The sequence below is a fragment of the Occallatibacter sp. genome (assembly GCF_049582745.1).
Taxonomy (GTDB): Bacteria; Acidobacteriota; Terriglobia; order Terriglobales; family Acidobacteriaceae; genus Telmatobacter.
The window spans coordinates 147,098-169,801 of sequence record NZ_JBAUUO010000067.1 but is presented as its reverse complement, the minus strand read 5'-3'; the positions used below and the strand labels follow the sequence as shown (position 1 = coordinate 169,801).

15 protein-coding genes and 1 pseudogene are annotated in these 22,704 nt (G+C 59.1%); 5 read left to right on the top strand and 11 right to left on the bottom strand.

The window, feature by feature from the left end; all coding sequences use genetic code 11:
- Positions 1-63: 63 nt before the first annotated feature.
- The 6 genes from lon to WCA10_RS11460 form a co-directional block, all read right to left on the bottom strand.
- Positions 64-2,478, bottom strand: a complete 2,415-nt coding sequence (gene lon, locus WCA10_RS11485; RefSeq protein ID WP_472822660.1) for an endopeptidase La — start codon at positions 2,476-2,478, stop codon at positions 64-66.
- A gap of 203 nt (positions 2,479-2,681) precedes the next feature.
- Positions 2,682-3,449 carry a TIGR03435 family protein gene (locus WCA10_RS11480; protein ID WP_472822659.1) on the bottom strand — a complete coding sequence of 256 codons (768 nt, stop codon included), beginning with the start codon at positions 3,447-3,449 and terminating at the stop codon, positions 2,682-2,684.
- Between the two features lie 269 nt (positions 3,450-3,718).
- Positions 3,719-4,993: an ATP-dependent Clp protease ATP-binding subunit ClpX gene (gene clpX / locus WCA10_RS11475; protein WP_472822658.1), complete on the bottom strand. Its 1,275-nt coding sequence runs from the start codon at positions 4,991-4,993 to the stop codon at positions 3,719-3,721.
- Between the two features lie 57 nt (positions 4,994-5,050).
- Positions 5,051-5,641 (bottom strand): ATP-dependent Clp endopeptidase proteolytic subunit ClpP, encoded by a 591-nt coding sequence (clpP, locus tag WCA10_RS11470; RefSeq protein WP_472822657.1) that lies wholly within the window; start codon positions 5,639-5,641, stop codon positions 5,051-5,053.
- Positions 5,642-5,746: 105 nt separating this feature from the next.
- Entirely contained in the window at positions 5,747-7,144 is a 1,398-nt protein-coding gene (tig, locus tag WCA10_RS11465; RefSeq protein WP_472822656.1) for a trigger factor, read from the bottom strand.
- Positions 7,145-7,318: 174 nt separating this feature from the next.
- Entirely contained in the window at positions 7,319-7,573 is a 255-nt protein-coding gene (locus WCA10_RS11460) for a CPCC family cysteine-rich protein (RefSeq protein WP_472822655.1), read from the bottom strand.
- Between the two features lie 159 nt (positions 7,574-7,732).
- On the opposite strand from WCA10_RS11460, the gene WCA10_RS11455 reads away from it, so the two are divergent.
- Both WCA10_RS11455 and WCA10_RS11450 read left to right on the top strand, forming a co-directional pair.
- Positions 7,733-8,884: a Gfo/Idh/MocA family protein gene (locus WCA10_RS11455; RefSeq protein WP_472822654.1), complete on the top strand. Its 1,152-nt coding sequence runs from the start codon at positions 7,733-7,735 to the stop codon at positions 8,882-8,884.
- A gap of 179 nt (positions 8,885-9,063) precedes the next feature.
- Complete coding sequence (locus WCA10_RS11450) at positions 9,064-10,020, top strand: cation diffusion facilitator family transporter (RefSeq protein ID WP_472822653.1); 957 nt, start codon at positions 9,064-9,066, stop codon at positions 10,018-10,020.
- 65 nt (positions 10,021-10,085) lie between these two features.
- Here WCA10_RS11450 and WCA10_RS11445 read toward each other — a convergent pair whose 3' ends face one another.
- The 5 genes and pseudogenes from WCA10_RS11445 to WCA10_RS11425 form a co-directional block, all read right to left on the bottom strand.
- Complete coding sequence (locus tag WCA10_RS11445; RefSeq protein WP_472822652.1) at positions 10,086-11,297, bottom strand: cellulase-like family protein; 1,212 nt, start codon at positions 11,295-11,297, stop codon at positions 10,086-10,088.
- 86 nt (positions 11,298-11,383) lie between these two features.
- The gene (locus WCA10_RS11440) at positions 11,384-11,794 is read right to left on the bottom strand and encodes a LamG domain-containing protein (RefSeq protein WP_472822651.1); all 411 of its coding nucleotides are present in this window, start codon (positions 11,792-11,794) and stop codon (positions 11,384-11,386) included.
- A 908-nt stretch (positions 11,795-12,702) separates the two neighbouring features.
- Positions 12,703-13,158 (bottom strand): annotated as a pseudogene (locus WCA10_RS11435) (alpha/beta hydrolase); the annotation flags it as partial.
- 153 nt (positions 13,159-13,311) lie between these two features.
- Positions 13,312-14,439: a type IV pilus twitching motility protein PilT gene (locus tag WCA10_RS11430; protein WP_472822650.1), complete on the bottom strand. Its 1,128-nt coding sequence runs from the start codon at positions 14,437-14,439 to the stop codon at positions 13,312-13,314.
- A 178-nt stretch (positions 14,440-14,617) separates the two neighbouring features.
- Positions 14,618-15,769: an aldose epimerase family protein gene (locus tag WCA10_RS11425; RefSeq protein WP_472822649.1), complete on the bottom strand. Its 1,152-nt coding sequence runs from the start codon at positions 15,767-15,769 to the stop codon at positions 14,618-14,620.
- A 521-nt stretch (positions 15,770-16,290) separates the two neighbouring features.
- Here WCA10_RS11425 and WCA10_RS11420 point away from each other — a divergent pair.
- From WCA10_RS11420 to WCA10_RS11410, 3 genes are all read left to right on the top strand, one after another.
- Positions 16,291-20,535, top strand: coding sequence for an Ig-like domain repeat protein (locus WCA10_RS11420; RefSeq protein WP_472822648.1), 4,245 nt, complete (start codon positions 16,291-16,293; stop codon positions 20,533-20,535).
- Positions 20,536-20,731: 196 nt separating this feature from the next.
- Positions 20,732-21,778 carry a galactitol-1-phosphate 5-dehydrogenase gene (locus tag WCA10_RS11415; protein ID WP_472822647.1) on the top strand — a complete coding sequence of 349 codons (1,047 nt, stop codon included), beginning with the start codon at positions 20,732-20,734 and terminating at the stop codon, positions 21,776-21,778.
- Positions 21,779-21,803: 25 nt separating this feature from the next.
- Positions 21,804-22,604: an SDR family NAD(P)-dependent oxidoreductase gene (locus WCA10_RS11410; RefSeq protein WP_472822646.1), complete on the top strand. Its 801-nt coding sequence runs from the start codon at positions 21,804-21,806 to the stop codon at positions 22,602-22,604.
- Positions 22,605-22,704 lie beyond the last annotated feature (100 nt).

Below are 22,704 nucleotides of genomic sequence, written 5' to 3'. Positions count from 1 at the left end.
ATGCGCAAAGTGCGCATGAATGGGGCATAGTCGGAGTGGGGGCGATGCCGTAAACTGCGCGTTTTACTGCCGAGCGACCTGTCCGGATACGACGTCGGATGATGGCGGGACGGCGGAGAGCACTTCGGCCTCTTGAGGAACGGGCGTGGGTAGCGGGCTTTCGAGCGCCAGCGCGAGCACTTCGTCCATGGTGTCGACGAAGTGGAGCTTCATGGATTTCTTGATGTTGTCGGGTAACTCGGCAACATCTTTCTCGTTGGCCTTGGGCAGGATGACTTGGAAAATTCCCGCGCGCAGGGCGGCGAGGAGCTTTTCTTTCAAGCCGCCGATGGGCAGAACCTTGCCGCGCAGCGTGATTTCGCCGGTCATGGCGATGTCGCGCCGGACGGGGATCTTGGCGAGCGCGCTTGCAAGCGCTGTAGCCATGGTGATGCCTGCGGACGGGCCGTCCTTGGGTATGGCGCCTTCTGGTACGTGCAGGTGGAGGTCGACGTTGCGATAGAACTCGCGGCTGAGCCCCAGGGCCTGTGCGCGTCCGCGGATGTAGGCGAGGGCGGCCTGCGCCGACTCCTGCATGACGTCGCCGAGCTGGCCGGTGATGGTGAGCTTGCCCTTGCCGTCGAGGACCGTGACTTCGGTGGTGAGGATGCTGCCGCCGACTTCAGTCCACGCAAGGCCGGTTACGAGGCCAACTTCGCTCTTCTCGTGGACTTCGGAGTCGCGGAAGCGCGCCACGCCGAGGAATTCGCTGATGCTCGCTGCGGTGATTTCTTCCTTGTGCTTTGCGCCCTTCTTCACAACGCGGCGAGCCACTTTGCGACATACGTTGCCGATCTCGCGTTCGAGGTTGCGGACTCCTGCTTCGCGGGTGTAGTTGCGGATGATCTCGAGGATGGCATCGTCGGTGAAGACGACGTTCTTGTCGTTCAAGCCCGTTTGTCCGCGCTGCTTCTTCACCAGGTATTGCTTGGCGATTTCGAGTTTCTCCTGCTCGGTGTAGCCCTGAAGACGCAGCACTTCCATGCGGTCCTGCAGCGCTGCGGGAACGGTGTGCAGCACATTGGCCGTGGCGACAAAGAGGACCTGCGAGAGGTCGTAGTCCACGTCGAGGTAGTGATCCTGGAAGGTGGTGTTCTGCTCGGGATCGAGAACTTCAAGCAGGGCGGAGGCGGGATCGCCGCGGAAGTCGGAAGCCATTTTGTCGACTTCGTCGAGCAGGAAGACAGGGTTCTTGGTGCCGGCGCGCTTCATGTGCTGGATGATCTGTCCGGGCAGTGCGCCGATGTAGGTGCGGCGATGGCCGCGAATCTCGGCTTCGTCGCGCACGCCGCCTAGAGAGAGGCGAACGAACTTGCGGCCCGTTGCCTTGGCGATGGACATGCCGAGCGAAGTTTTGCCTACGCCCGGAGGTCCGACGAAGCAGAGAATCGAGCCCTTCGGATTTTTGACAAGCTGGCGGACCGCAAGGAATTCGAGGATACGCTCCTTGATTTTTTCGAGGCCGTAGTGATCTTCGTTCAGCACTTTTTCGGCGAAGTCGATGGAGCGTGTTTCTTTCGATTTTTTCTTCCACGGCACTGCGAGCAGCCAGTCGATGTAGTTGCGGCTGACGGTGGATTCGGCCGACATGGGCGGCATGGCTTCGAGCTTCTTGAGCTCCTGGATCGCTTTCTCGAGTGTTTCCTTTGGCATGCCGGCGGCTTCGATCTTTTTGCGGAGTTCGTCGAACTCGCTCTTTTCGCCGCGGCCGAGTTCCTTCTGGATGGCCTTGATTTTTTCGTTGAGGTAGTACTCTTTCTGCGCGCGCTCCATCTGGCGCTTTACGCGCGACTGGATGTTGCGGTCGAGATCGAGTTTTTCGATTTCGATGTCGAGCACATCGGCGATGCGCGCGAGGCGAGCAGCGGGATCGAAGATGCCGAGCAGTTCCTGTTTTTCCTCGATGCCCATTTGCAGATTGGCGGCGATAGTGTCGGAGAGCTTCGCCGGCTCATCCATCCGAACGGTCGCGATGATGGTTTCGTAGTTGAGCGACTGCTGGAGCTTTACATACTGCTCGAACAAGGTGGTGACGCGCTGCATCAGTTGCTCGACGGCCGGTGTCATTTCAAAATCGGTCTTGCCGGTGCGCACGGTGGCGACGAAGAATCCATCCTTGTCGTTCACTTCGGTCGACTTTGCGCGTTCGACGCCTTCGACCAGCACCTTGATGTTGCCGTCGGGCATTTTGACGCTCTGGACAATATTGCAGATGGAGCCGACCTGGTAGATCTCCTTAGCCCTGGGCTCGTCGATGGAGGCGTCGTGCTGGGTGGCGAGAAATATTTTGCGATCGCCATTGAGTGCTTCTTCAAGAGCGCGCACGCTCGAAAGGCGGCCGACGACGAACGGCGTCATCATGTAGGGGAAGATCACCATGTCCCGAATGGGCATCATGGGAAGTTTGCGCGGCTCGCTCTTGTCTTTGGAAGAAGTCATAAATGCACCATGAGTCTTAGACGCGGGACGATGCCAGGGGACTCATGTATCCCGCGCGCCTTGTTGGGATTGTACAGCGGATTGGGCAGACGGAGGGCACACGAATGCCTAAAGACTCAGAGGTCACATCTGCGGTGGTGACGTGACCTTTGAGTATACGAAAGTCAGTTGCGTGGGAGGAAAGTGTCGACGGACCGGCGATATCAGTTTGCGGTCGGGATCTTTGACGCATCCTCGACTACGACAACTGCGACGTGGTCCATGCGACTTTCAATCTTCAGGCCGAGTTGATCTTCAAGGGCTCGTTTCCATGCTGTAAAGATGTCAGTTCCCAACTCAGGCGGTCGGTCCACGCTGAAGTCGTAGGTGCCTTGCAGCCCTGTCTTGTCGAGGACCGGAATCGCGGGACCACCCGCTTTCACAGGAACACCGGGGTTCTCGGGCGCGGGCATTGTGAATTGAATGGCCAGAAGATCGGCGAACTGCCGCATGTCTCCGCGGAAGCGAAATCCATGACCCGCTGAGGGCGTACTTTCGTCCTGAACAGGTTTGATTTTCGGGCCATTCTTGCCGATTTCCAATTCGTATACGCGCATCAATTTGCTCTCGCTGTGTTGCTTCAAGCGGAAGCGGTCGACGAGAAGCGCGCGCAGCATCGGCTGCATCTGCTCCCTGGTCGCGCCTTCGGGAGCGCGCGCCGCGATGTCGTATTCGTTGTGGTCGAGCCACGACGACCCGGAGACCTGGTTGACCTGACAGTGCCACGCTTCAGCAATAAGACGTCGGAGCGTGACGTTCTTTCCGTTGAAGCCGTCGGGTGTGTAGGCAATCTGGTTGTTGTAGTCGGGCCCGACTTCGTTCTGGCTGGGCCTGACCGACGCAGCTTCAAACGAGGTTGCCGGTGGCTGGGGCTGCGCAAGTGCGACGGCGCTCAGGAAGCCGAGAAGAACTGTGGAGCGCGGCAAAAACATGCGATTTACGATATGCGCCGTTGGTTTCAAATGCAAATTGATTGCATGCGAAGGGGGGCGCCGGCAAAGAATAGTTTGAGGTCTCAAGATCATTGAGGTGAGTCTGGAGCCGAAAAAAGCAGATTCTTCGCTCACCACCCCCGAACTGAAATACGTTCGGGGCCCCGTTCACTCAGAATGACACCCTCGTTTTGTTCAAGCTAAAACTCAAAGGTCACATCGCCGGGGCGTTGTGACCTTAGTGTACGAAAGCTAGTTGTGCAACGAGGTTATCCGGCTTTTTCAAGCAGGCAGAGCGATAGATCGCGGCGCTCGACCATGTCTTTGGTGATTTCGAGATCGCGCACCTTCTTGTTGCTGGGCAGGTGATACATCAGGTCGAGCATCAGTTCTTCGAGAATCATGCGCAGACCGCGTGCTCCAACCTTGCGAGCCAAGGCCTCACGGGCAATACCACAGATGGCTTCCTGCGTGAAGTGGAGGCGAACATTCTCATACTCGAGCAGACGCTGGTACTGCTTGACGATTGCGTTGCGCGGCTTGGTGAGGATTTCAACCAGCGCATCTTCGTCGAGCTCATCGAGGATACCCATGACGGGGAGGCGGCCGACGAATTCGGGAATTAATCCGTACTTGATGAGGTCCTGCGGTTCGGTCTTGCGGAGCAACTCGGTGTCGCGATGCGAGCGTGTCGTTGCCGCATCGGCCTCGGCATCGACGGCTTTGAAGCCGAGAGCTTTCTTGCCGACACGACGGCCGACTACGCGCTCGAGGCCGACGAAGGCGCCGCCGCAGATAAACAAAATGTTGGTGGTGTCGACTGCGGTGAACTCCTGGTGCGGGTGTTTGCGTCCACCCTGCGGCGGGACATTGGCAACGGTGCCTTCGAGGATCTTGAGCAGTGCCTGCTGTACGCCCTCGCCGGAGACATCGCGGGTGATGGAGGGGTTCTCGTCCTTGCGGCCGATTTTGTCGATTTCGTCGATGTAGATGATGCCCTGCTGAGCGCGGGTGACATCGCCGTCGGCTGCCTGGAGGAGCTTGAGGATGATGTTCTCGACATCTTCGCCGACGTAGCCGGCTTCAGTGAGCGTGGTGGCGTCAACGATGGCGAAGGGAACATCGAGCATCTTGGCCAGGGTGTGCGCCAGGAGCGTCTTGCCGGAGCCGGTGGGGCCGATAAGCAGGATGTTCGATTTTGCGAGTTCGACTTCGTTGTTGCGCATGCGATTCATCTGCACGCGCTTGTAGTGGTTGTAGACGGCGACAGCGAGTTTTTTCTTGGTCTGGTCCTGACCGATGACGTAGTCGTCGAGGAAGCTTTTGACCTCCTGCGGCTTGGGCAGATGGCCGGCGGCGTTTGCGGGATGGGTGGCATCTCCGCGATCGTCTTCAAGGATGGAGTTGCAGACAGCGACACACTCATCGCATATGTATGCCCGTGGATAGTCGCTGGGCGACGAGATCAACTTCGCTACAGCGTCCTGCGATTTGTGGCAGAACGAGCACCGCAGCGCTTCTTCAGGTCCCGTGCGCGTTTTCATTTTTTTGCTCCCTTTGGACTGGCCTTTTCAAAAAGTGGCTTACAGACTGCGCGGCCGCTATGTGCGCGGTCGATCGATGATTTCGTCAATGATGCCGTATTCCTTGGCTTGCGTCGAGTTCATGATAAAGTCGCGTTCCACGTCGCGCTCAATGCGGTCGAGCGGCTGATTGGTGTGCTTCGCCATCAGGCTATTGGTGATTTCGCGGATGCGCAGGATTTCGCGTGCATGAATATCGATATCCGTTGCCTGGCCGCTCAGCCCACCCATCGATGGCTGATGGATAAGGATACGCGCGTTTGGCAGAGCAAACCGCTTGCCCTTTGTTCCGGCGAGCAGCAGGAATGCACCCATGCTGGCCGCCTGACCAATGCAGTATGTCACGACATTGTTGCGTATGAACTGCATTGTGTCATAGATTGCCAACCCGGCGGTAATGGAGCCTCCGGGGGAGTTGATGTAGAGCTGGACGTCCTTCTCCGGATCTTCGCCCGAGAGAAACAGCATTTGAGCAACAATGAGATTGGCTACCTGATCGTCGATCGGCGTGCCGAGGAAAATGATGTTGTCGCGAAGCAGACGGGAATAGATGTCGTAGGCGCGCTCGCCGCGACTCGTCTGCTCAACCACCATGGGAACCAGTGCCATTCGAGTTTTATCCCTCGCGGGGTTATTGCCCCGTCCTATTTGATGGCCGTGGGGTCCGGGGTGGTGCAAGTTCCGGTCAGCACGGCGGTTTCGCGAACTCAGCGACTACGCAGGCAATCTTTCGTACAGCAGACTAGCGGTTTTTTCGCGTTTCAATTGTTCCCGGATTCTAGCGAGACCGCCGTCGTCCGTCAAACGCTGGCGGAGGGTTTCGTACGGTTCGCGGGACTGGATTGCCGCCAATTGTAACTCCCTGTCGAGCTCTTCGTCGGTGATCGCAACCCCTTCTTTTTCAGCGATCCGGTCCATCAGGATGTGGGCTTTGACCTCGGCGAGGGCGGAATCGCGCTGGGCGCCGCGGAGGCGGCCGAAATCGAGCTTGCGCATCTGTTCTGGGTTCATGCCCTGGGCGGCGAGGGCCCGCAGGCCACGCTCGAGGCGGGCATCGATCTGGTCTTGCACAAGGCTTTCCGGCACCGGGAACTGGTATTTATTGACCAATTCGGCGAACAGGCGGTCCTTGGTTTCGGCTTCAACGCTGCGGCGCTTGCGGCTGGCCATGTGTTCGCGGACACGGGACTGCAAATCGTCCAAACTTTCGTAATTTCCGACTTCCTTGGCGAACTCGTCGTTCAATTCGGGCAGCGTCCGTTTTTTAATGGCTTTCACGGCGACGTCGTAGGCGACGGTCTTGCCCTGGAGCTTGGCTTCGGGATAGTCGGCCGGGTAGATGACTTCTGCTTTCAGTTCCTGGCCGGGTTTGGCGCCGCGCAGGGCCTGGGTGAACGCATCTACCGTATCTTTGCCGCCGACCTCGACGAGGGAGTCTTCGCCGGTGATGGGAGTCGCCTCGGCGTCCTCGGTCATAAGGCCGGTGTAGGATATCTCGGCCCAGTCGCCGTCGACGATGACGCGGTCTTCATCGACGGGCTCAACGATGGCTCGGGACTCCAGGAGCTGGGTCATTTCGTGATTGAATTCATCGACGGTCACTTCGACCGAGGGTTTCTCTACGACAACCTGCTCATAGCCTTCGATGGAGAAGTCAGGCAGGTATTCGAAGACAGCCTTGACGTGTAGCGGCTGGCCTTCTTCCACGGTCAGTTCGGTTACCTGTGGCTGGCCCACGGGGCGGATGCCGAGTTCGCGGACGCCTTTGCTGAAGCGGTCAGGGAGCAGGCCGTCGATGACTTCTTTGCGGATCTCGGTGGCGAACCGGCGGCGGACTACGGCCTCGGGCACTTTGCCGGGTCGGAAGCCGGGAAGCTTGGCGTATTTCTGGTAATTGCGAACAACGGTGCGGAAGGCTTTGGACACTTCCTCTGCGGGAACATCGAGCACCAGTTCGCGGGTGCAATCGGGATTGAGAACCGGACCATGTTGATGCTCGTGGGGTAGATGTTCGTGGTTAGGGTCGTGTTCGTGATCGTGGCCTTCGTGGCCGTTTGCGTCTTCGGGTGTACCCGATGCGGGGTTGGTTTCGAGTGTGTCAGCGGTGCTCAACGTTGTACCTTCCGGGCGCGACAGGCGCCAAATCTTGCTGCTACAGCGGGCTGTCACCAGACGGTAACAGCGTCGTGTGGCGGGGATAATGCCTCAGTTCATGGTAAGAGGGTTTGCGGGGGCGGTCAAACGGGCCGGGCCGGAAGGGTTGCCTGGCGGACCGCAGAAGACACGTTACTGCTCAGAGACCTCTGGTTTGCGGACGTAAGGCAGGAAACGGGGGTGGGCGGCGCCGCACTGGGAGTAGTGCAGACGGGCTTCGTTGAGGCTTAACTCGCCGTTGACGGTGTTCCGGACCTCGGATGCGTCGTCATCCTCCTGGCCGTCGTCCTCCCACCAGCAGACAGGACAAAGTGCCAAGGTGTTTGGCGCGTCGAGAGTCCGGTAGCCGCAGCAAGGGCATCGAAAACGAATCAGTGCCGTCCCCATGCCGGGATTGACGGTTTTTGGCGGTTGCCGGTTTACGAATGCGCTGTTGCAAAATTCATCAAACTCGGGGCGGCGCTGGGACGTCAGTACTTCAAAGTGCGGATAGGTCAGCGGGGCCGTGGGCTGTAGAATCGGGGCCGCAGGAGGAATTCGAACTTGATGCGCGCTCCAGGTTTTCGCAACTCATTTCTGTTGATCTCAATGTTGATGGTCTCGTTGATTGCTGCCGCTCCCGCGGGTGCCCGTGGTGAAGGGCCACATCCTCTGAAGGTGGCAATCGTGGGTCTTGAGCACGGCCATGTAGAGGGCTTCCTGTCGCAGCTTCCGAAGCACACGGATGTGCAGCTGATAGGGATCGCCGACGCAAACACAGAATTGTGGCAGAAGTACGGGAAGAAGTATTCGCTGCCGGACGCGCTGTTTTACAAGAGCGAAGCCAGCATGATTGAGCGGACCAAGCCGCAGGCGGTGCTGGTGTATACGTCGATCGGCGAGCACCGCCATGCCATCGAGATCGCCGCGCAGTATGGAGTGTCGGTGATGGTCGAAAAACCGCTGACCATCTCTCTTGAGGACGCGCTCGCGATTCGGCGCGTCGCACGGGAACACAAGATCCAGGTTCTGGTGAATTACGAGACCACGTGGTACCCGAGCAACAGGGCAGCTTACGAAGAAGCGAGCGAGGGGCGCATCGGCGAGATTCGGCGCGTGGTTGTTCACGACGGTCACCAGGGGCCAAAAGAAATTGGCGTGCCGCCTGAGTTTCTGAACTGGCTTACCGATCCGAAGCAGAATGGAGCCGGCGCGCTCTACGACTTTGGCTGTTATGGCGTGGATCTGATGACGTGGCTGATGCACGGAGAGACGCCGCAGACAGTGACGGCTGTGGTGAATCACGACAAGCCGCAGCTCTATCCGAAGGTCGACGATGACTCGACGATCATTCTGCAATATCCGCATGCGCAGGCCGTCATTATGGGGTCGTGGAACTGGCCGTTCGGGCGGAAGGATATGGAGGTCTACGGAGCGACGGGCTACGCCATTACGGTTGCGGCCGACCAAATTCGGATTCGGCATGAGCATGATTCCGAGGAGCGCATGACGACTGCGCCGGAGCTGCCTGCGCGGGAGCGCGATTCGCTTGCGTATCTCTCGGCGGTGCTTCGGGGGGAGATTGTGCCGAAGGGAGACCTGACGGCTCTCGATACCAACGTGATCGTGATGCAGATTCTGGATGCGGCGCGGGAGTCGGCGCGAACGGGGCGCACGGTGAAGTTGAGCAAGCTGGGGAGTAGTTTGTTGAGGTTCTGATCCGCGGAGGGCGGTTGTCAGAGCTACGATGAATTGGCCGTGCGCAAGCATCTTTCAGCCACTCTCAATTCCTTCTTTATCCAACACGACAGGCGATCTGAAGATAGAGATTCGGGACCCTTGGCCAAGCGTAGACTGGGTTTGAAGTCTTGCAGTCTTCGTAGACAGAAGGTAAGGGCGTGACGGCCTCACCGGGTCCGGTTCCATCGGGGAAAATCGAGCAGCAGCATCGCGATGCTCGTTTTGCGATGCGGCTATCTTTGTTCGTCGGCGTACTCATGCTAGTCGGCAAGGTGGCCGCGTACTTGTTTACGGGGTCTTCGGCCATCTTTTCCGATGCGGCTGAATCAGTCGTGCATGTGGTCGCCGTTGCGTTTGCTGTATTCAGTCTATGGCTGAGCACCCGACCGGCGGTTCCGCAATTCCACTATGGATTCGAGCGAATCACGTTTTTCTCCGCTGGTTTTGAAGGCGCAATGATCGTGCTGGCCGCTGGAAGCATCATCGTTACGACGACTCAAAAGTGGAGACACGGTCTAACCCTGGATCACCTGGGAGGCGGGGTGACGCTGGTCTTGGCCGCCGGAGTGGTGAACGCCATTCTGGGCTGGTACCTGGTGCGGATGGGTAGACGGAGTCACTCGCTGATTCTTGAGGCGGACGGAAAGCATGTCCTGACGGACAGTTGGACGAGCTTTGGCGTCGTTGCGGGCTTGGGATTGGTGATGATAAGCGGATGGAAGCCGTTCGATCCGCTAGTTGCCTTTGCCGTGGCGGCAAACATTCTGTGGTCGGGCGGTCGCCTGATGTGGCACTCGATGAAGGGATTGCTTGACTACTCCGACCCCAAGATCGGTCACCAGATTCGCAATCAGCTCGATGTCATTTGCAAGGAACTGGGGCTCCACTACCACGGCGTGCGCTTCAGAACCACAGGCTATCGCCAGATCATCGAGGTCCACCTATTGTTTCCCCACGCCATGGCAGTGGGCGAAGCACACCGGCAAGCGACAATGCTCGAAGAGCGGCTGACGATTGATTTGGAGGTGCCAGCGGAGGTCACCACCCATTTGGAGTCTCTTGAAGATCATGCCGAAGTCCATCACGTACAGCACTACACTGGACGACCCGACTAGTATCTCGTTACCAGCTTGAGGCTGCCAGAAACATCGAGTTGCCGCACCGGGGCGGGTCGGATCAATCACAGCCGGTCGTACAAACGGCCGTGGCGCAGGTCGGGTGCGATTTCTACGGACTTGATGGTGTGCGTCAAATGCTGGTGCCAGGCAACATCGCGCCACATACCAACGAATTGTGGACCGCAAAAGTTGCTGGTGGCGATCGAGAGCCAACGCCCGGAGGATGCGGCACGGCGGACGCCGATTGCACAGAGGTCCTTGACCCAATCCCACTTGAGGAGAGGCCAGTCCTTGTAGTCGACCACGGCCCAGCACTCGGTGGTGATCAGAGGCATTTTGATTTTGCGCGAGACGCCGGCGAATGCGTCGATGTTGGTTTCGAGTCCTTTCTGCCAGTAGTCGGGACGCGCGCGGTAGACGTCTTCTGCCTTGAGACCCAGGTTGGTGTAGCCCTTGGGATCGAAGCGTTCGTAGGTGTATCCGGCGAGCTTGTAGAACTCGCCGCCATACTGTTGGGCCATCCATATATGAGGATCGAGCAGGTCGAAGTCGTGGAGGTCGTGATCGAGGAAGCTTTGCATGCTGCCGCCGGCAACCGAGAACAGCAGCGGCATGGCGGGATATTGGGCGCGGACGAGAGCGATAGCCTTGTGCATATAGTCGAGCGATGCGGGATTGTCCCACTGGCCATAGGTGAGCGGCGGTTTCATGAACGGAGCCCAGTCTTCGCCGGGCCATTCATTGCAGAGATCGGTGTAGAGGATTGAATCGATCAGGTCGGCACCGGAGATCAGGTCAAGCGTCTTGATCCAGTTTGCGGCCATGACCTCAGGGGCGGTGATGGTCATGCGGGTGTCGGCGTCATCTTTGCGGTACCAGGTGGAGAGACCGACCTTGATGCCGCGGTCGCGGCATTTGCCGATGAAGTCAAAGAGCGCGGGCAGCAGGACGATGCGGTTCACATCGGGCGAGCCCCACATCTGGGTATTCCATTCGGGCCAGAGCGTCCAGGTCTTATGGGGGTCGGCCGCGAGCAGGTGCGGGAAGGGATCGATGCGCACGGCGTTGTATCCGCGTTCCTTCAGTTCATCGAGGGCGCGATCCCAATCTTCGAAGCCGGCGCCGGGCCAGCGGCGCTCGATCCAGGAGAACTCCCACATGGTGATGGCGCGGGGGTGTTTAACATTCGCTGGCATTGCGTCAGTTCGGTGGGCTGAGATGGCGGACAGTGCTGCAACCGATGCAGCGGCGCCGAGAAACTCTCTACGGTCCATGGCCCCTCCAGATTACGTCGAAACTCAACGACTCTTCGGCACAGCAAAGCCATCGAATGCCCTGCGTACCAAAAAATCTAAATCTGCTATTGCGGCGATACGTGGAAGCAGGCAACCGTCGTCTTCGGCTGCACGGCTGCGGCGGTCGCATCTGTCTCTCTTGTGCTGAGCGCAGTGACTTCCGCACTATTCAGCGCACGGCGATAGACGCGCACTTCTCCCACATCGCCGTTGAAGAAGAGTCCGTCGTCGCGTTGCGCTCCGATAAGCAGCGGTCCCGGGCCCGCGCCCCACGGAACAAGGTCGTGGACCGTTTCGACCTCGCGGCCGTTGACGTAAAGATGCAACTCGCCCAGCGTCTGGTCGAAAACGGCCGCGGTGTGGACCCAGGTGTCCACCGCGAGACCATCACCGCTGGCCCAGTAATCGGTCCAACGGGTTCCGAATGTCGTGGTACCCCACTGCGCAGCGGGTTTGGCCCAAACCCGAGTCGCCATTGTGAGCCCCATCTTGGACCCACCTGCGAAACCCACGCGGAATAGGCTGCGGGCTTGTGCGGGCGCACCCAGGCTGCAACGCTGATAGAACCCGCGGTATTGAAGTCTTGATTGCCGGGAATCTCAATGAAGGCGCCATCGCCACTAAAGCGATATGCACTATTTGGCCGGCCATGGCGATCGGGCACAAGGGGTGCTGCGTGAACCGTTGGTGCGATGTTCGGGTGACAGACATCGGCGGCCGCTCCCTGCATGGGAAGGTAAGCAACGAGCCCGTCGTTCAAATGCAACGCGGTTCCATAGTTATTCGCCAGCGAATGGTCGGCGTCGAATCCCGGCAGAGCACGGAGCTTTTTCGCGTCTTCAGTACGACCCTTGGCATCGAGGGCTTCGATCAGGTTCTGACGCTCGACCGGATCGAAACGGAAGTCGTCGGCAAACTCCGTTCTAAGACGCTCCCAATGAGCGCCGAGGTTCTCCGCGTCGGTGGACGCAAGCGCGTCAAGCATCGGACGAGCCACGGAGAATTCCGGCAGGGGCTTATCGTCGAAGGTGGAACCGAAGCGGCGGACCCATGCATGCCGGCGACGTTGTGCCTCACTCAGGTACCGTGCAGGACCAGAGGCGAGATGTGGATCGGGCTGCGCGAGATCTTCGAGGGCACGATAAAAGGCACGCAATCCCACCGAACCGTGGGTCTCTCCGGGAAAAACTTCGTAGCGATATTCCAGGTCGGCATTGGGGCTGCTTTCGAAGGTCTTTGCGAAGCGCAAGGCGCCGACCGCGATATCTGCCTCCTCATCTCCGCCTGCGCCAATGAAGACAAAGCGAGGCGCCGAGCCCGGTTTTGCGATCGCTCTGGCGAGCAGCGCAACGAAGCGATCGTCGAGTCCGAAGCTGGGGCTCAGCGCAATGTTTGCGCGAAAGACGTCAGGACGGCGAATGAACGCATACAGCGAGAACATTCCTGCATTGGAGTGGCCGGCCAGGCTGCGGTAGGCGCCGATGGGGTATTCGGCTGCAAGGTGAGGGATCAATTCGTCAGCGAGGAACGACAGAAACCGATCCGAAGGTCCGGAGGCAAACTCGCCCGCTTCGAAAGTTGGAGTCAAGTCGCGACCGCGATCGGTATTCACGACTCCAGCAACGACCATGGGCGGCAGGCGGCCATTCGAGACAAGATGATCCACAACGACAGCGACCTTGGTGAAGTTCCATTCACCGTCAAGGACAATCAGAAGCGGCATGTTTGGTTTGGGCTCATGCGGCGTGGATACGAGAATGTCTCGTTTCTCCCCGAGGATCTTGGACTGCACCACTTCGTGTTTACCGATGGTCAGGTTGAATTCCTGTGCGATCGACATCGGGACGAAGGCTCCGCACGCTGTAAATGCGAGGACTATGCTGCGGCGACGGAAAGAAATCATGGACGTTCCCCACTGTAAAAAAGCTATTGCCGATTTTCTTGAGCGTTTCGCGCGCAAGTATAAGAGGAAGGTCATTCGTTTGTCTGGGGGTTATTCGCCAAGGTGGCGACGGAGATCTTCGGGGTGGCTGGTGTGGGCATAGGCTGTATCGCGTGAGATGCGCTGGGTGCGCACGAGTTCAGCCAGGGACTGTTCGATGGTCTGCATGCCTTCGGAGCGGCCGGTTTCAATGTTGGCCCTGAGCTGATGGTCGTCTCCACGGCGAATCAGATTGCGGATTGCACCGGTGGCCATGAGGATTTCAACGGCGGGATACCGATCGACTCCGTTGATTGCGGGCAAGAGCCGCTGATGAATGACGGCCAGCAGGGCGAGGGAGAGCTGACGTCGCATCTGGGATTGAAAGCCTGCGGGGAAGATGTCGAGGATGCGTGAGACGGTCTGGGCGGCGTCGTTGGTGTGCAGCGAAGTGAGGACGAGGTGCCCGGTCTCAGCGGCGGTCAAGGCGGCCGCCATTGTTTCGCTGTCGCGCATTTCGCCGATGAGGATGACATCGGGATCCTGGCGCAGGACGGCGCGGACTGCCTGGGCGAATCCGGGAGTGTCGGATCCTACTTCGATCTGTTCCACGAGCGAGCACTGATTCGGCTGTTGAAATTCGATCGGGTCCTCGATGGTGATGATGTGGTCGCGGCGGTTGCAATTGATGGCGTTGATCAAGGCGGCCATGGTGGAGGTCTTTCCGCAGCCTGTGGCCCCGGTGAGAAGGATGAGCCCCTGGCGTCGCTCGGCGAGGGCGGAGAGCGACTGCGGGAGATGTAGCGACTCGATCGTCGGGATCTGGCGGGGAAGGAGACGGATCGAGGCTGCGATGGTTCCACGCTGGAAGTGGAAGTTTGCGCGAAATCTTCCAGCTGATCCGCGTTCAAAGCAGAAATCGAGACACTTTTGGCGATTCAACTCTTCGAGCCGGGCCGGGGACATCAACGGCGTCAACAGACTCCAGATGTCCTCGGTTGAGAGCTCGCCGCCCGCGAGTGGTTTAAGCGCACCGTTAACGCGGAGTGTAGGAGGCGACCCGTTGACCAGGATGACGTCAGAGGCGTTCAGTGCAAGCGCCTCTGACAGAAGATAGTCGATCAGCTCTGTGGTTTCCGCCGAGGAATCGGTTGAGGTGGATGGCTGACCGGCGGCCGGCGATGATGAATCTCTTTGCATACGGAATGATGAAGCTCATTGGGAGGCGAGAGTTGCTTGTAGGACGCGTTCGCCGGGGATTTCGCTCCGATTGGCGAAAATCCTTCTGCGGCTCAGATCCGATGCGCAATGTTCTGACCCTTGAACGGCCCGAATCTTGGGAACCCCGGGCCGCTCAAGCGTAATGACTGTGAAGAGGTTACGGAATAAACAGCTTGAGGCGGACGTGCCACTTGGTGCTCTGGCCAGGCTTGAGGGTTACCATGCCGGTGTCCATCGAACCCCACTCCTTGCCGAAGGGGTCGGCGAAGTTGAACTGGTCTTCGACGGCGACGAAGTTCTTGGCCGGAGGGGCATAGGCCTGGATGGTCTTGATCTCCGGTGAGAGGCCTTCGATTCGGACCCCGTAGTGGGCGGCGGGATCGGAGATATTCACCTGGACGACGCCGTTCTTCCAGTCGAGATTGCTCCAGTTGTCATCGTAGAAATTCTTGTAGAGCGGCTGGCCGGCGCGGAGGTCGTATTGTCCTGTAACGGGGACGAGCTTGCCGGTGGGAAAGACGTTGTCGTAGTTGTCGACCTTGGCCAGCATGGAGGCAGGAACCTGCAAGCGAGCCTGGGTGCGGTCGCCGGAGGGGAAGTTGAAGTAGGGATGCCAGCCGATTGCGATCGGCTCGTCTTCATTGCCGACGTTCTTGGCCACGACAACGGCATCGACCGCGTCGGCGGTGAGGCTGATGGTGAAGATGAGGTCGGTCTTCGAAAGCCAGTGGCCGCCGAAGTCACCGGCATGAATGACGCCCGAAACTTCCTTGCCGCCGGGGATAATCTTCTCGGCGACGTCGTCGGTATGGGCTTTCAGGATGAGGCCGTGCATGGCATGGCGCTCCGCGCCGGGCTCCTTGCCGATGTTGTTGGCGGGCAGGGTGATGGTGTGGCCGTGCCACTCGGTGGTGAGCGTCTTGCTGTCCGCGGAGAGCTTGCCGCGAATGCGATTGGGATAGGGGACGAGGAAGGCCGATCCGAGGCGGTAGCCAAGGTCGCCGTTGGCGGTATCGTCCTGGTCCAGCATTTTTTTCGATTCAGCTGCATCGGGAGATGCGAGGACATCGACATTTCCGCGACCCGGGAAGTTGGCAGTGATCTGGAGCAGTTCCATGCCGCGGCCGGGCATTACGGTGATGCTGGTGAACTCCGGCTTCGTGGTACTGGTTGCCTTGCGGGCAAGGGTGACGATCTTCTGCCCGCCGATCTCGGTTACAGTCTGGGCTTGAGCGCTCATCATTCCCCAGCTTGCCACAGTTGCCGGGAGGACGAAAGAAAGAACATAGGTACGAAGAGAAGGCTTCATCGCAATCCATCCCTGAAAGTGCGTTCGGATTTCCGGAATTGTGCTTTGCGGCGCTGCAATTCGGGGCGCGTGAAAGCGTATTCCGGAAGCGGCCTCATTCTACGACATGGCGCCTCGGGTGAGATGGAAATGAAGAGCGGGTGCGGGAGTCTCGAGTATGGGAAAGATGTGCATAGAGGCGATTGCGCGTTGTAAGTTCGCCCTCCGATTGGCTAGCGAGGAGGGCATTTCGAGCGATCCGTGGAAGTGATTCACCACACATTCGCTCCCAGAAAAGTAACCGAGGGAGGTACGAACTGGTCATATTGCGTCAGAACGATTAAGGGTACAATTCGACCGAATCAGTTCCTTCACTATTGCGCCCAGAGCACGTGTCGCCTGCCCTGGAGCATGCACCGGTCTCGCCACGCACGTATCGCTTCTTCGGGGGAAGACCCCGAGAAAGGTTCACGGTCAGTAAAATGCTCCCTCTGCACAGATTGGCTCTTCGTTGCATTGCCCTGGTATGTCTCTCTGGAGTGTTGCCTTTTGCGCAGACCAGCGCGCACGCGCAAAGCAGTGCGCCGAAGGCATTAATTGTCGAGAAGGTCAACGAGAGCCAACTGGTGAGGCTGGAAGGCAACACGCCTCCAGCGGCAATCGCACAGAACGATCGCGGACGAGTCAGTTCCGATTTGCGCATGGATGGGCTGATCCTCGTTTTGCGCCGCAGCCCTGAGCAGCAGGCCGCGTTTGACGCGTTTGTGGAGAGCCAGTACGACGCGACATCATCGAATTACCATCATTGGCTTGAGCCCCAGGAAGTTGGCGAGAAATTCGGCCCTGCGCCTGCAGACATTGCAACGGTCTGCTCGTGGCTGTCGAGCCATGGGCTATCGGTTGACGGAGTTTCGAAAGATCGCATGACGATCCGTTTCAGCGGGAGCGCAGCCCAGGTGGAGGGGACGTTCCACACAGTGATTCACAACCTGATGGTGAAGGGCGAGCCGCACATTTCGAATATGAGCGATCCGCAGATTCCGATGGCGCTGGAGCCGGTGGTTCTGGGACCGAAGGCGCTGCATAACTTTATTCCGAGGCCGCTGCATCGGACGGGAAGCAAAGTCGTGCTGAACCAGGAAACCGGGAAGTGGGAACGGGTTGCGACGGGGAATGCGACGAGTTTGAACCCGCGGCCCGAAATGGGCTTTGGTTGCGGCACAAATTGCCAGATTGAGGATGTAGCACCGTATGATTTTGCGGCGATCTACAATGTGCTTCCACTTTGGACGGCTGCTTCGCCGATTGACGGCACCGGGCAGACCATTGCAATTGCCGGAAGAAGCGACGTAAGAGCATCGGACGTGGCCACATTTCGCAGCACGTTCGGCTTGACAGGCGGGGCTTTCAATCTGATCAAGAACGGCACGGATCCGGGATTCTGCACGGGAACGTCGGGGAATTGCACGCTTGACGACCAGATTGAGAATGCGCTGGATGTGGAGTGGTCGGGCGCGGTAGCCAAGGGCGCGACGGTAGACCTGGTGGCGACGCAGCAGACGAATACGAATGACGCAATCTATGACTCGGCGCAGTACGTCATTCAGAACGTCTCCACTCTTGGGGCCAGGATTCTCAATGTGAGTTATGGTCTATGCGAACTGTTCGAGGGGACAAGCGGAAATACCGCCTACAACGGTCTGTGGCAAAGTGCCGCCACGCAAGGGATCGCCGTGTTTGTGGCTACGGGCGATTCCGGCTCGCCTTCGTGCGATCAGGGTGGCGATGCCGCCGGCACTCCGTACGGAGCGGAGTTCGGCCTAAGTGTGAGTGGAATTGCATCAACCCCTTTCAATACGGCGGTGGGAGGAACGGATCTACATTGGGGCGCCGCAGCTGCGCCGTACTGGAACGCAACGGATAATTCCACGAATGGTTCTACGGCGAAGGGCTATATCCCGGAGGTTTCGTGGAATGATTCCTGCACGAACCCGCTGTCCTTGGGCTATTTCCAATCCTGGGCGACGCAGCTTCGAAACAATGGTTACAGTGCGACCAGTCCAACAGACGCCGAGAGCGCCTGCAACTTTGTCGTGACCTGGTATTCGACGATTGCGGCTCACACGAGCCCTGCGGTGGATCTCTCTATTTACGTCGATTCGATCGGTGGCGGCGGCGGCGCCAGCAACTGTACCAGCAGCGATGGATCGACCGCTGCAAGCTGTACGGGCGGATATGCGAAGCCTAGCTGGCAGAGCGGTGTAACGGGCATTCCAAACGACAATAAGCGCGATATTCCGGATGTGTCGTTTTTCGCGGGAAATGGACTTCTGGGGAGCGCCTACCTGATTTGCGTTTCAGACTCCGGAACGTGCGTCGCTTCGGCAACCTCCACCACTGAGCCTAGTGGGGAGGAGATCGGCGGAACCTCCGTGGCTTCTCCTGCGATGGCCGGAGTGATGGCGCTGATCAATCAGAAGGCGGGTTCGCCTCAGGGCAACCCGAACTCCGAACTCTACGTGCTTGCCGGTAAGCAGACTTACGCGGGTTGCTCCGCCGAGACTGTGACGGCTTCGGGCAGTTGTTCCTTCAATGACATCAATACGGGAACAATTGCAATGCCATGCACCGCGGGCGCCTTGAATTGCACAGTGTCGCACTCTGGAGACGCGTGGGGAATCCTTTCCGGTTTCGCCGCCGGAACCGGATACGACGAGGCCACCGGTTTGGGATCGCTCAACGTGGCCAACGTCGTGAATGCGTGGTCCGCAGCTACGGGTACCGCAACAGCGACGGTGGCTGTGGCTGCTACGCCAAGCACCATCAATGTGGACCAGACGACGAGCGTGACAGTGACGGTGACTGGTGCGAGCGGAACGCCCACCGGAACGGTCACATTGACCGGGGGAGGATATTCGGCGGGAGCAGGCACGCTCGCGAGCGGTAGTTACACCTTCACGATTCCAGCAAACAGCCTGAGCGGCGGAAGCTATTCTTTGACCGCGCACTATAGTGGCGATCCAACGTATGCGATGGCGACCGGGACCGTCAGCGTTACGGTGAACAAACTTACCCCGACTGTGACAGTGGTTGCGAATCCGACGACCGTAACTGCCACGGTAAGCAGCGTGAATGTGTCAGTTGCCGTGACGGGTGCGGGACCGACGCCGACAGGAACAATCCAATTGAGCGGTGGCGGATATACGTCTGCACTCTGCACACTCGCAGCAGGCAACTGTACTGTCACCGTTCCTTCCAGTTCGCTGAGCAACGGCTCCGACGTCCTTACTGCCACTTATAGCGGCGACTCGAACTATGTCACTGCGACCGGTTCGGCGACGGTGACGGTGACCGTCTTTACGCCGACGGTGACGGTGACTCCGTCGACGAGCAACCTTGCGAGGTCGGCCAGCTTGACGGTGCAGATAGCCGTAGCCGGGAGCAACGGTACGCCCACCGGTTCAGTGCAACTCGGTGGAGGCGGGTTCACGTCGCCAGTGACCACACTTGTTGGCGGGAACGCAACGATCACGATTCCTGGTGGGAACCTGAGCGCGGGAACAGACTCATTGACGGTGAATTACTCAGGAGACACCACATATGTCAGCGCGTCTGGATCGGCAACGGTAACGGTAACTGTACCGACTCCGACCGTGACCGTGGTTCCTTCAGTTTCCAGTTTGTTTACGAATGTTCCGTTGACCGTAACGGGATCGGTTACAGGGATGGCGGGAACGCCAACCGGCACAGTGACTCTGGTTGGCGGCGGATACTCCTCCGGGGCGGTGTCGCTTTCGAGCGGGAACTACTCCGTTACGATTCCAGCTGGTCGTCTGAGCGCAGGATCTGACACGTTGACCGTGACCTATGGTGGCGATAGCAACTTCACGTCGGCAAGCAACTCGGCAGTCGTGACGGTAACGACGTTTGTTCTGCTGACGCCAACGGTGACGGTGACGCCGGCTTCGGGCAGCATCGATGGCGGGCAGACGCTGAATGTAACAGCAACCGTAACCGGAACCGGTGCGACGCCGACCGGAACGGTGACGCTTTCGGGCGGCGGCTATAGCTCTTCGGCGCAGACGCTTGCTGCGGGAACCTACATCTTTGCGATTCCGGCAAACAGTCTGAGCGCCGGGACGGACAGTCTCTCGGTAAGCTACAGCGGCGACGGGGTGTATTCGACTGGCTCGGGTTCAGCCAACGTGACGGTGACAGCGTCGGCCTTTACACTTGCGGCGACAACGCCGGCTAATATCAGTCGGGGCAGTTCTGCTTCGTCAACCATCACCTGGAGCACAACAACGAACTATTCGGGGACGGTCACCCTGAGTAGTTGCACTCTCAATTCAGGTGCGCCAGCGAACTCCGCCGCCGACACACCAACTTGCTCCGTTTCGTCTGCCGCGATTGCGATGAATGGAACGGGCACTGCGACAGTTACCACAAACGCTGCAACTACGGCTATGCTGACGCGGCCGGCGTTTCCGCAGAGGGGAATTGCGATTGCCGGCTCCGGAGCAATCCTGGCCCTGACGGTATTCTTCGGAATCCCGGCGCGGCGGCGCAGCTGGCGAGTGATGCTCGGAATGTTTCTGCTGGTGATGACACTTGGCAGCCTTGCGGCCTGCGGGGGCGGCGGCGGTTCGAGCAGCGGCGGAGGTGGCGGTGGTGGAACGAGCGATCCTGGTACTGCCTCCGGCCAATATGTTTTCACTGTGACGGGAACCGGAAGTCCGGCGGTTACCCCCGCACCTACCAAGACCTTCACTGTGACGGTGAACTAACGTTAACTTCTGTTCGGCGAAATTGGCCCTTCCTGCGGGGAGGGCCAATTTGTCCTCATGGTCTTTACGAAGTGGGGTGGTTGGGAATTGAGCGAGATTTTAACGAGAGGCTCTCGCTTTCGCAGCGAATAGAATCGGAGGAGGCGCGACGCCATTTCCGCCTAAGTCTGCACGGGAAAGTGGACGTGAGCAATCGATGAGATCCTTGTTACTGGAAGAGAACGGCAAGTTTGCCATTGCGGAACTGCCACGGCCGGAGCCAGGCGAGCAAGAGGTGCTGGTGCGTGTGGCGGCCTGCGGGATCTGCGGCAGCGACGTGCATGGCTACGACGGATCGTCGGGGCGGCGCATTCCTCCGCTGGTGATGGGACATGAAGCTGCCGGTGTCATCGTTTCAGTTGGCGCGGGTGTTACGACGTACAAGCCCGGCGATCGCGTCACCTTCGATTCGACGGTCTACTGCGGCCAGTGTGTGTACTGCCGTCGCGGCGAGATGAATCTCTGCGACTGTCGCCAGGTGATCGGCGTTTCGTGCGGCGAGTATCGCCGGAACGGAGCGTTTGCAGAATTTATCGCGGTGCCGGAGCGGATTCTGTATCGTTTGCCGAGCAAGATGTCATTTCCCGAGGCGGCGATGCTTGAGGCTACGTCGGTGGCGATCCATGCCGTGAAGGTGAGTGGAGTAAAGAAGGGCGATACGACGCTGGTGGTTGGCGCGGGAATGATCGGCCTGCTGACGATGCAGGCATTGCGCGCGGCGGGCGTGGGACGAGTGATGATCGCCGACATCGACGAAACGCGTCTTACACTGGGCGAACTGCTGGGCGCCGACGAGGCACTGCGCGGGACCGGCGAAGAGATTGCCAATGCCGTATTGAAGCGGACAGGCAGTGAGGGTGCGGACGTGGTGTTTGACGCAGTGGGCCGCGCCAAGACGGTTGCGGAATCGATCGACAGCGTACGCAAAGGCGGCACGGTGACGCTGATAGGAAACATCGAGCCGGAGGTCAGGCTGCCGCTGCAGAAAGTGGTTTCACGGCAGATCAAGATTCAGGGAACCGCGGCTTCGTCGGGGGAATATCCGCAAGCGATCGAGCTGATCTCGAGTGGCCGCATCCAGGTGCGGCCGCTGATCACGGCGGTGGCGCCGCTGGAAGAGGGCCCAAGCTGGTTTGAGCGCCTGCATGCGCAGGAGCCGAACCTGATGAAGGTGGTCTTGACTCCGATGGAGGAAGCACGCTGAAGATAGCGCGCAGCGAGGCTGCACTGTGACGGATTCGCTTTTCGATCTAACCGGTCAGGTTGCGATTGTGACGGGAACAAGCCGCGGCCTGGGGCAATACTTTGCGCAGGCGCTGGCGAAGGCCGGGGCAGACCTGGTGTTGACGAGCCGGAACCGCGACTCATTGCGCGAATTTGAAGCTGAAGTTAAGAGTCTCGGGCGGCGCTGCGTCGCCCTCGAACTTGACGTGCGCGAGCCCTTGAGCATTGCACGCATGGTGAGCGAAGCGACGGCGGCGTTCGGTCAGATTCATATCCTGGTGAACAACGCTGGATGCAACGTGCGCAAGCCGGCGGTGGAGGTTACGTGGGAGGACTGGAACCTGGTGCTCGATACAAATCTGCGGGGAAGCTTTTTTGTTGCGCAGGCGGTTGGGCGGGGCATGATCGAGCGCGGGTACGGGCGGATCATCAACATCGGGTCGGTGACGAGCATCTTCGGATTTGCAGGGCTGGCGCCATATTGCGCGAGCCGCGGCGGGATTCGGCAACTGACGATGAGCCTGGCGGACGACTGGGGCAGGCACGGTGTTACAGTGAATTGCCTGGCTCCCGGCTGGTTCAAGACCGAGCAGAACAAGGTGCTCTACGAAGACCCGGAGTGGGTGGAATATCTTACGGACCGGATTCCGGTGAAGCGCGCGGGGCTTCCGCATGATCTGGACGGTGCAGTCGTATTTCTGGCGTCTGAGGCGAGCCGCTACATCACGGGACAGACGCTGCTGGTGGATGGCGGCATCTCGACCGGCGCGACGCGTGCTACGGCAGCGCGCAAGCAGAACGGCTAATGTCTTGGGTCTGAATTCAGAAACCAGAAGGCAAAGAAGCAGATTCTTCCCTCCCCACCCCCAAACTGAACTACGTTTGGGGCCCCGTTCGGTCAGAATG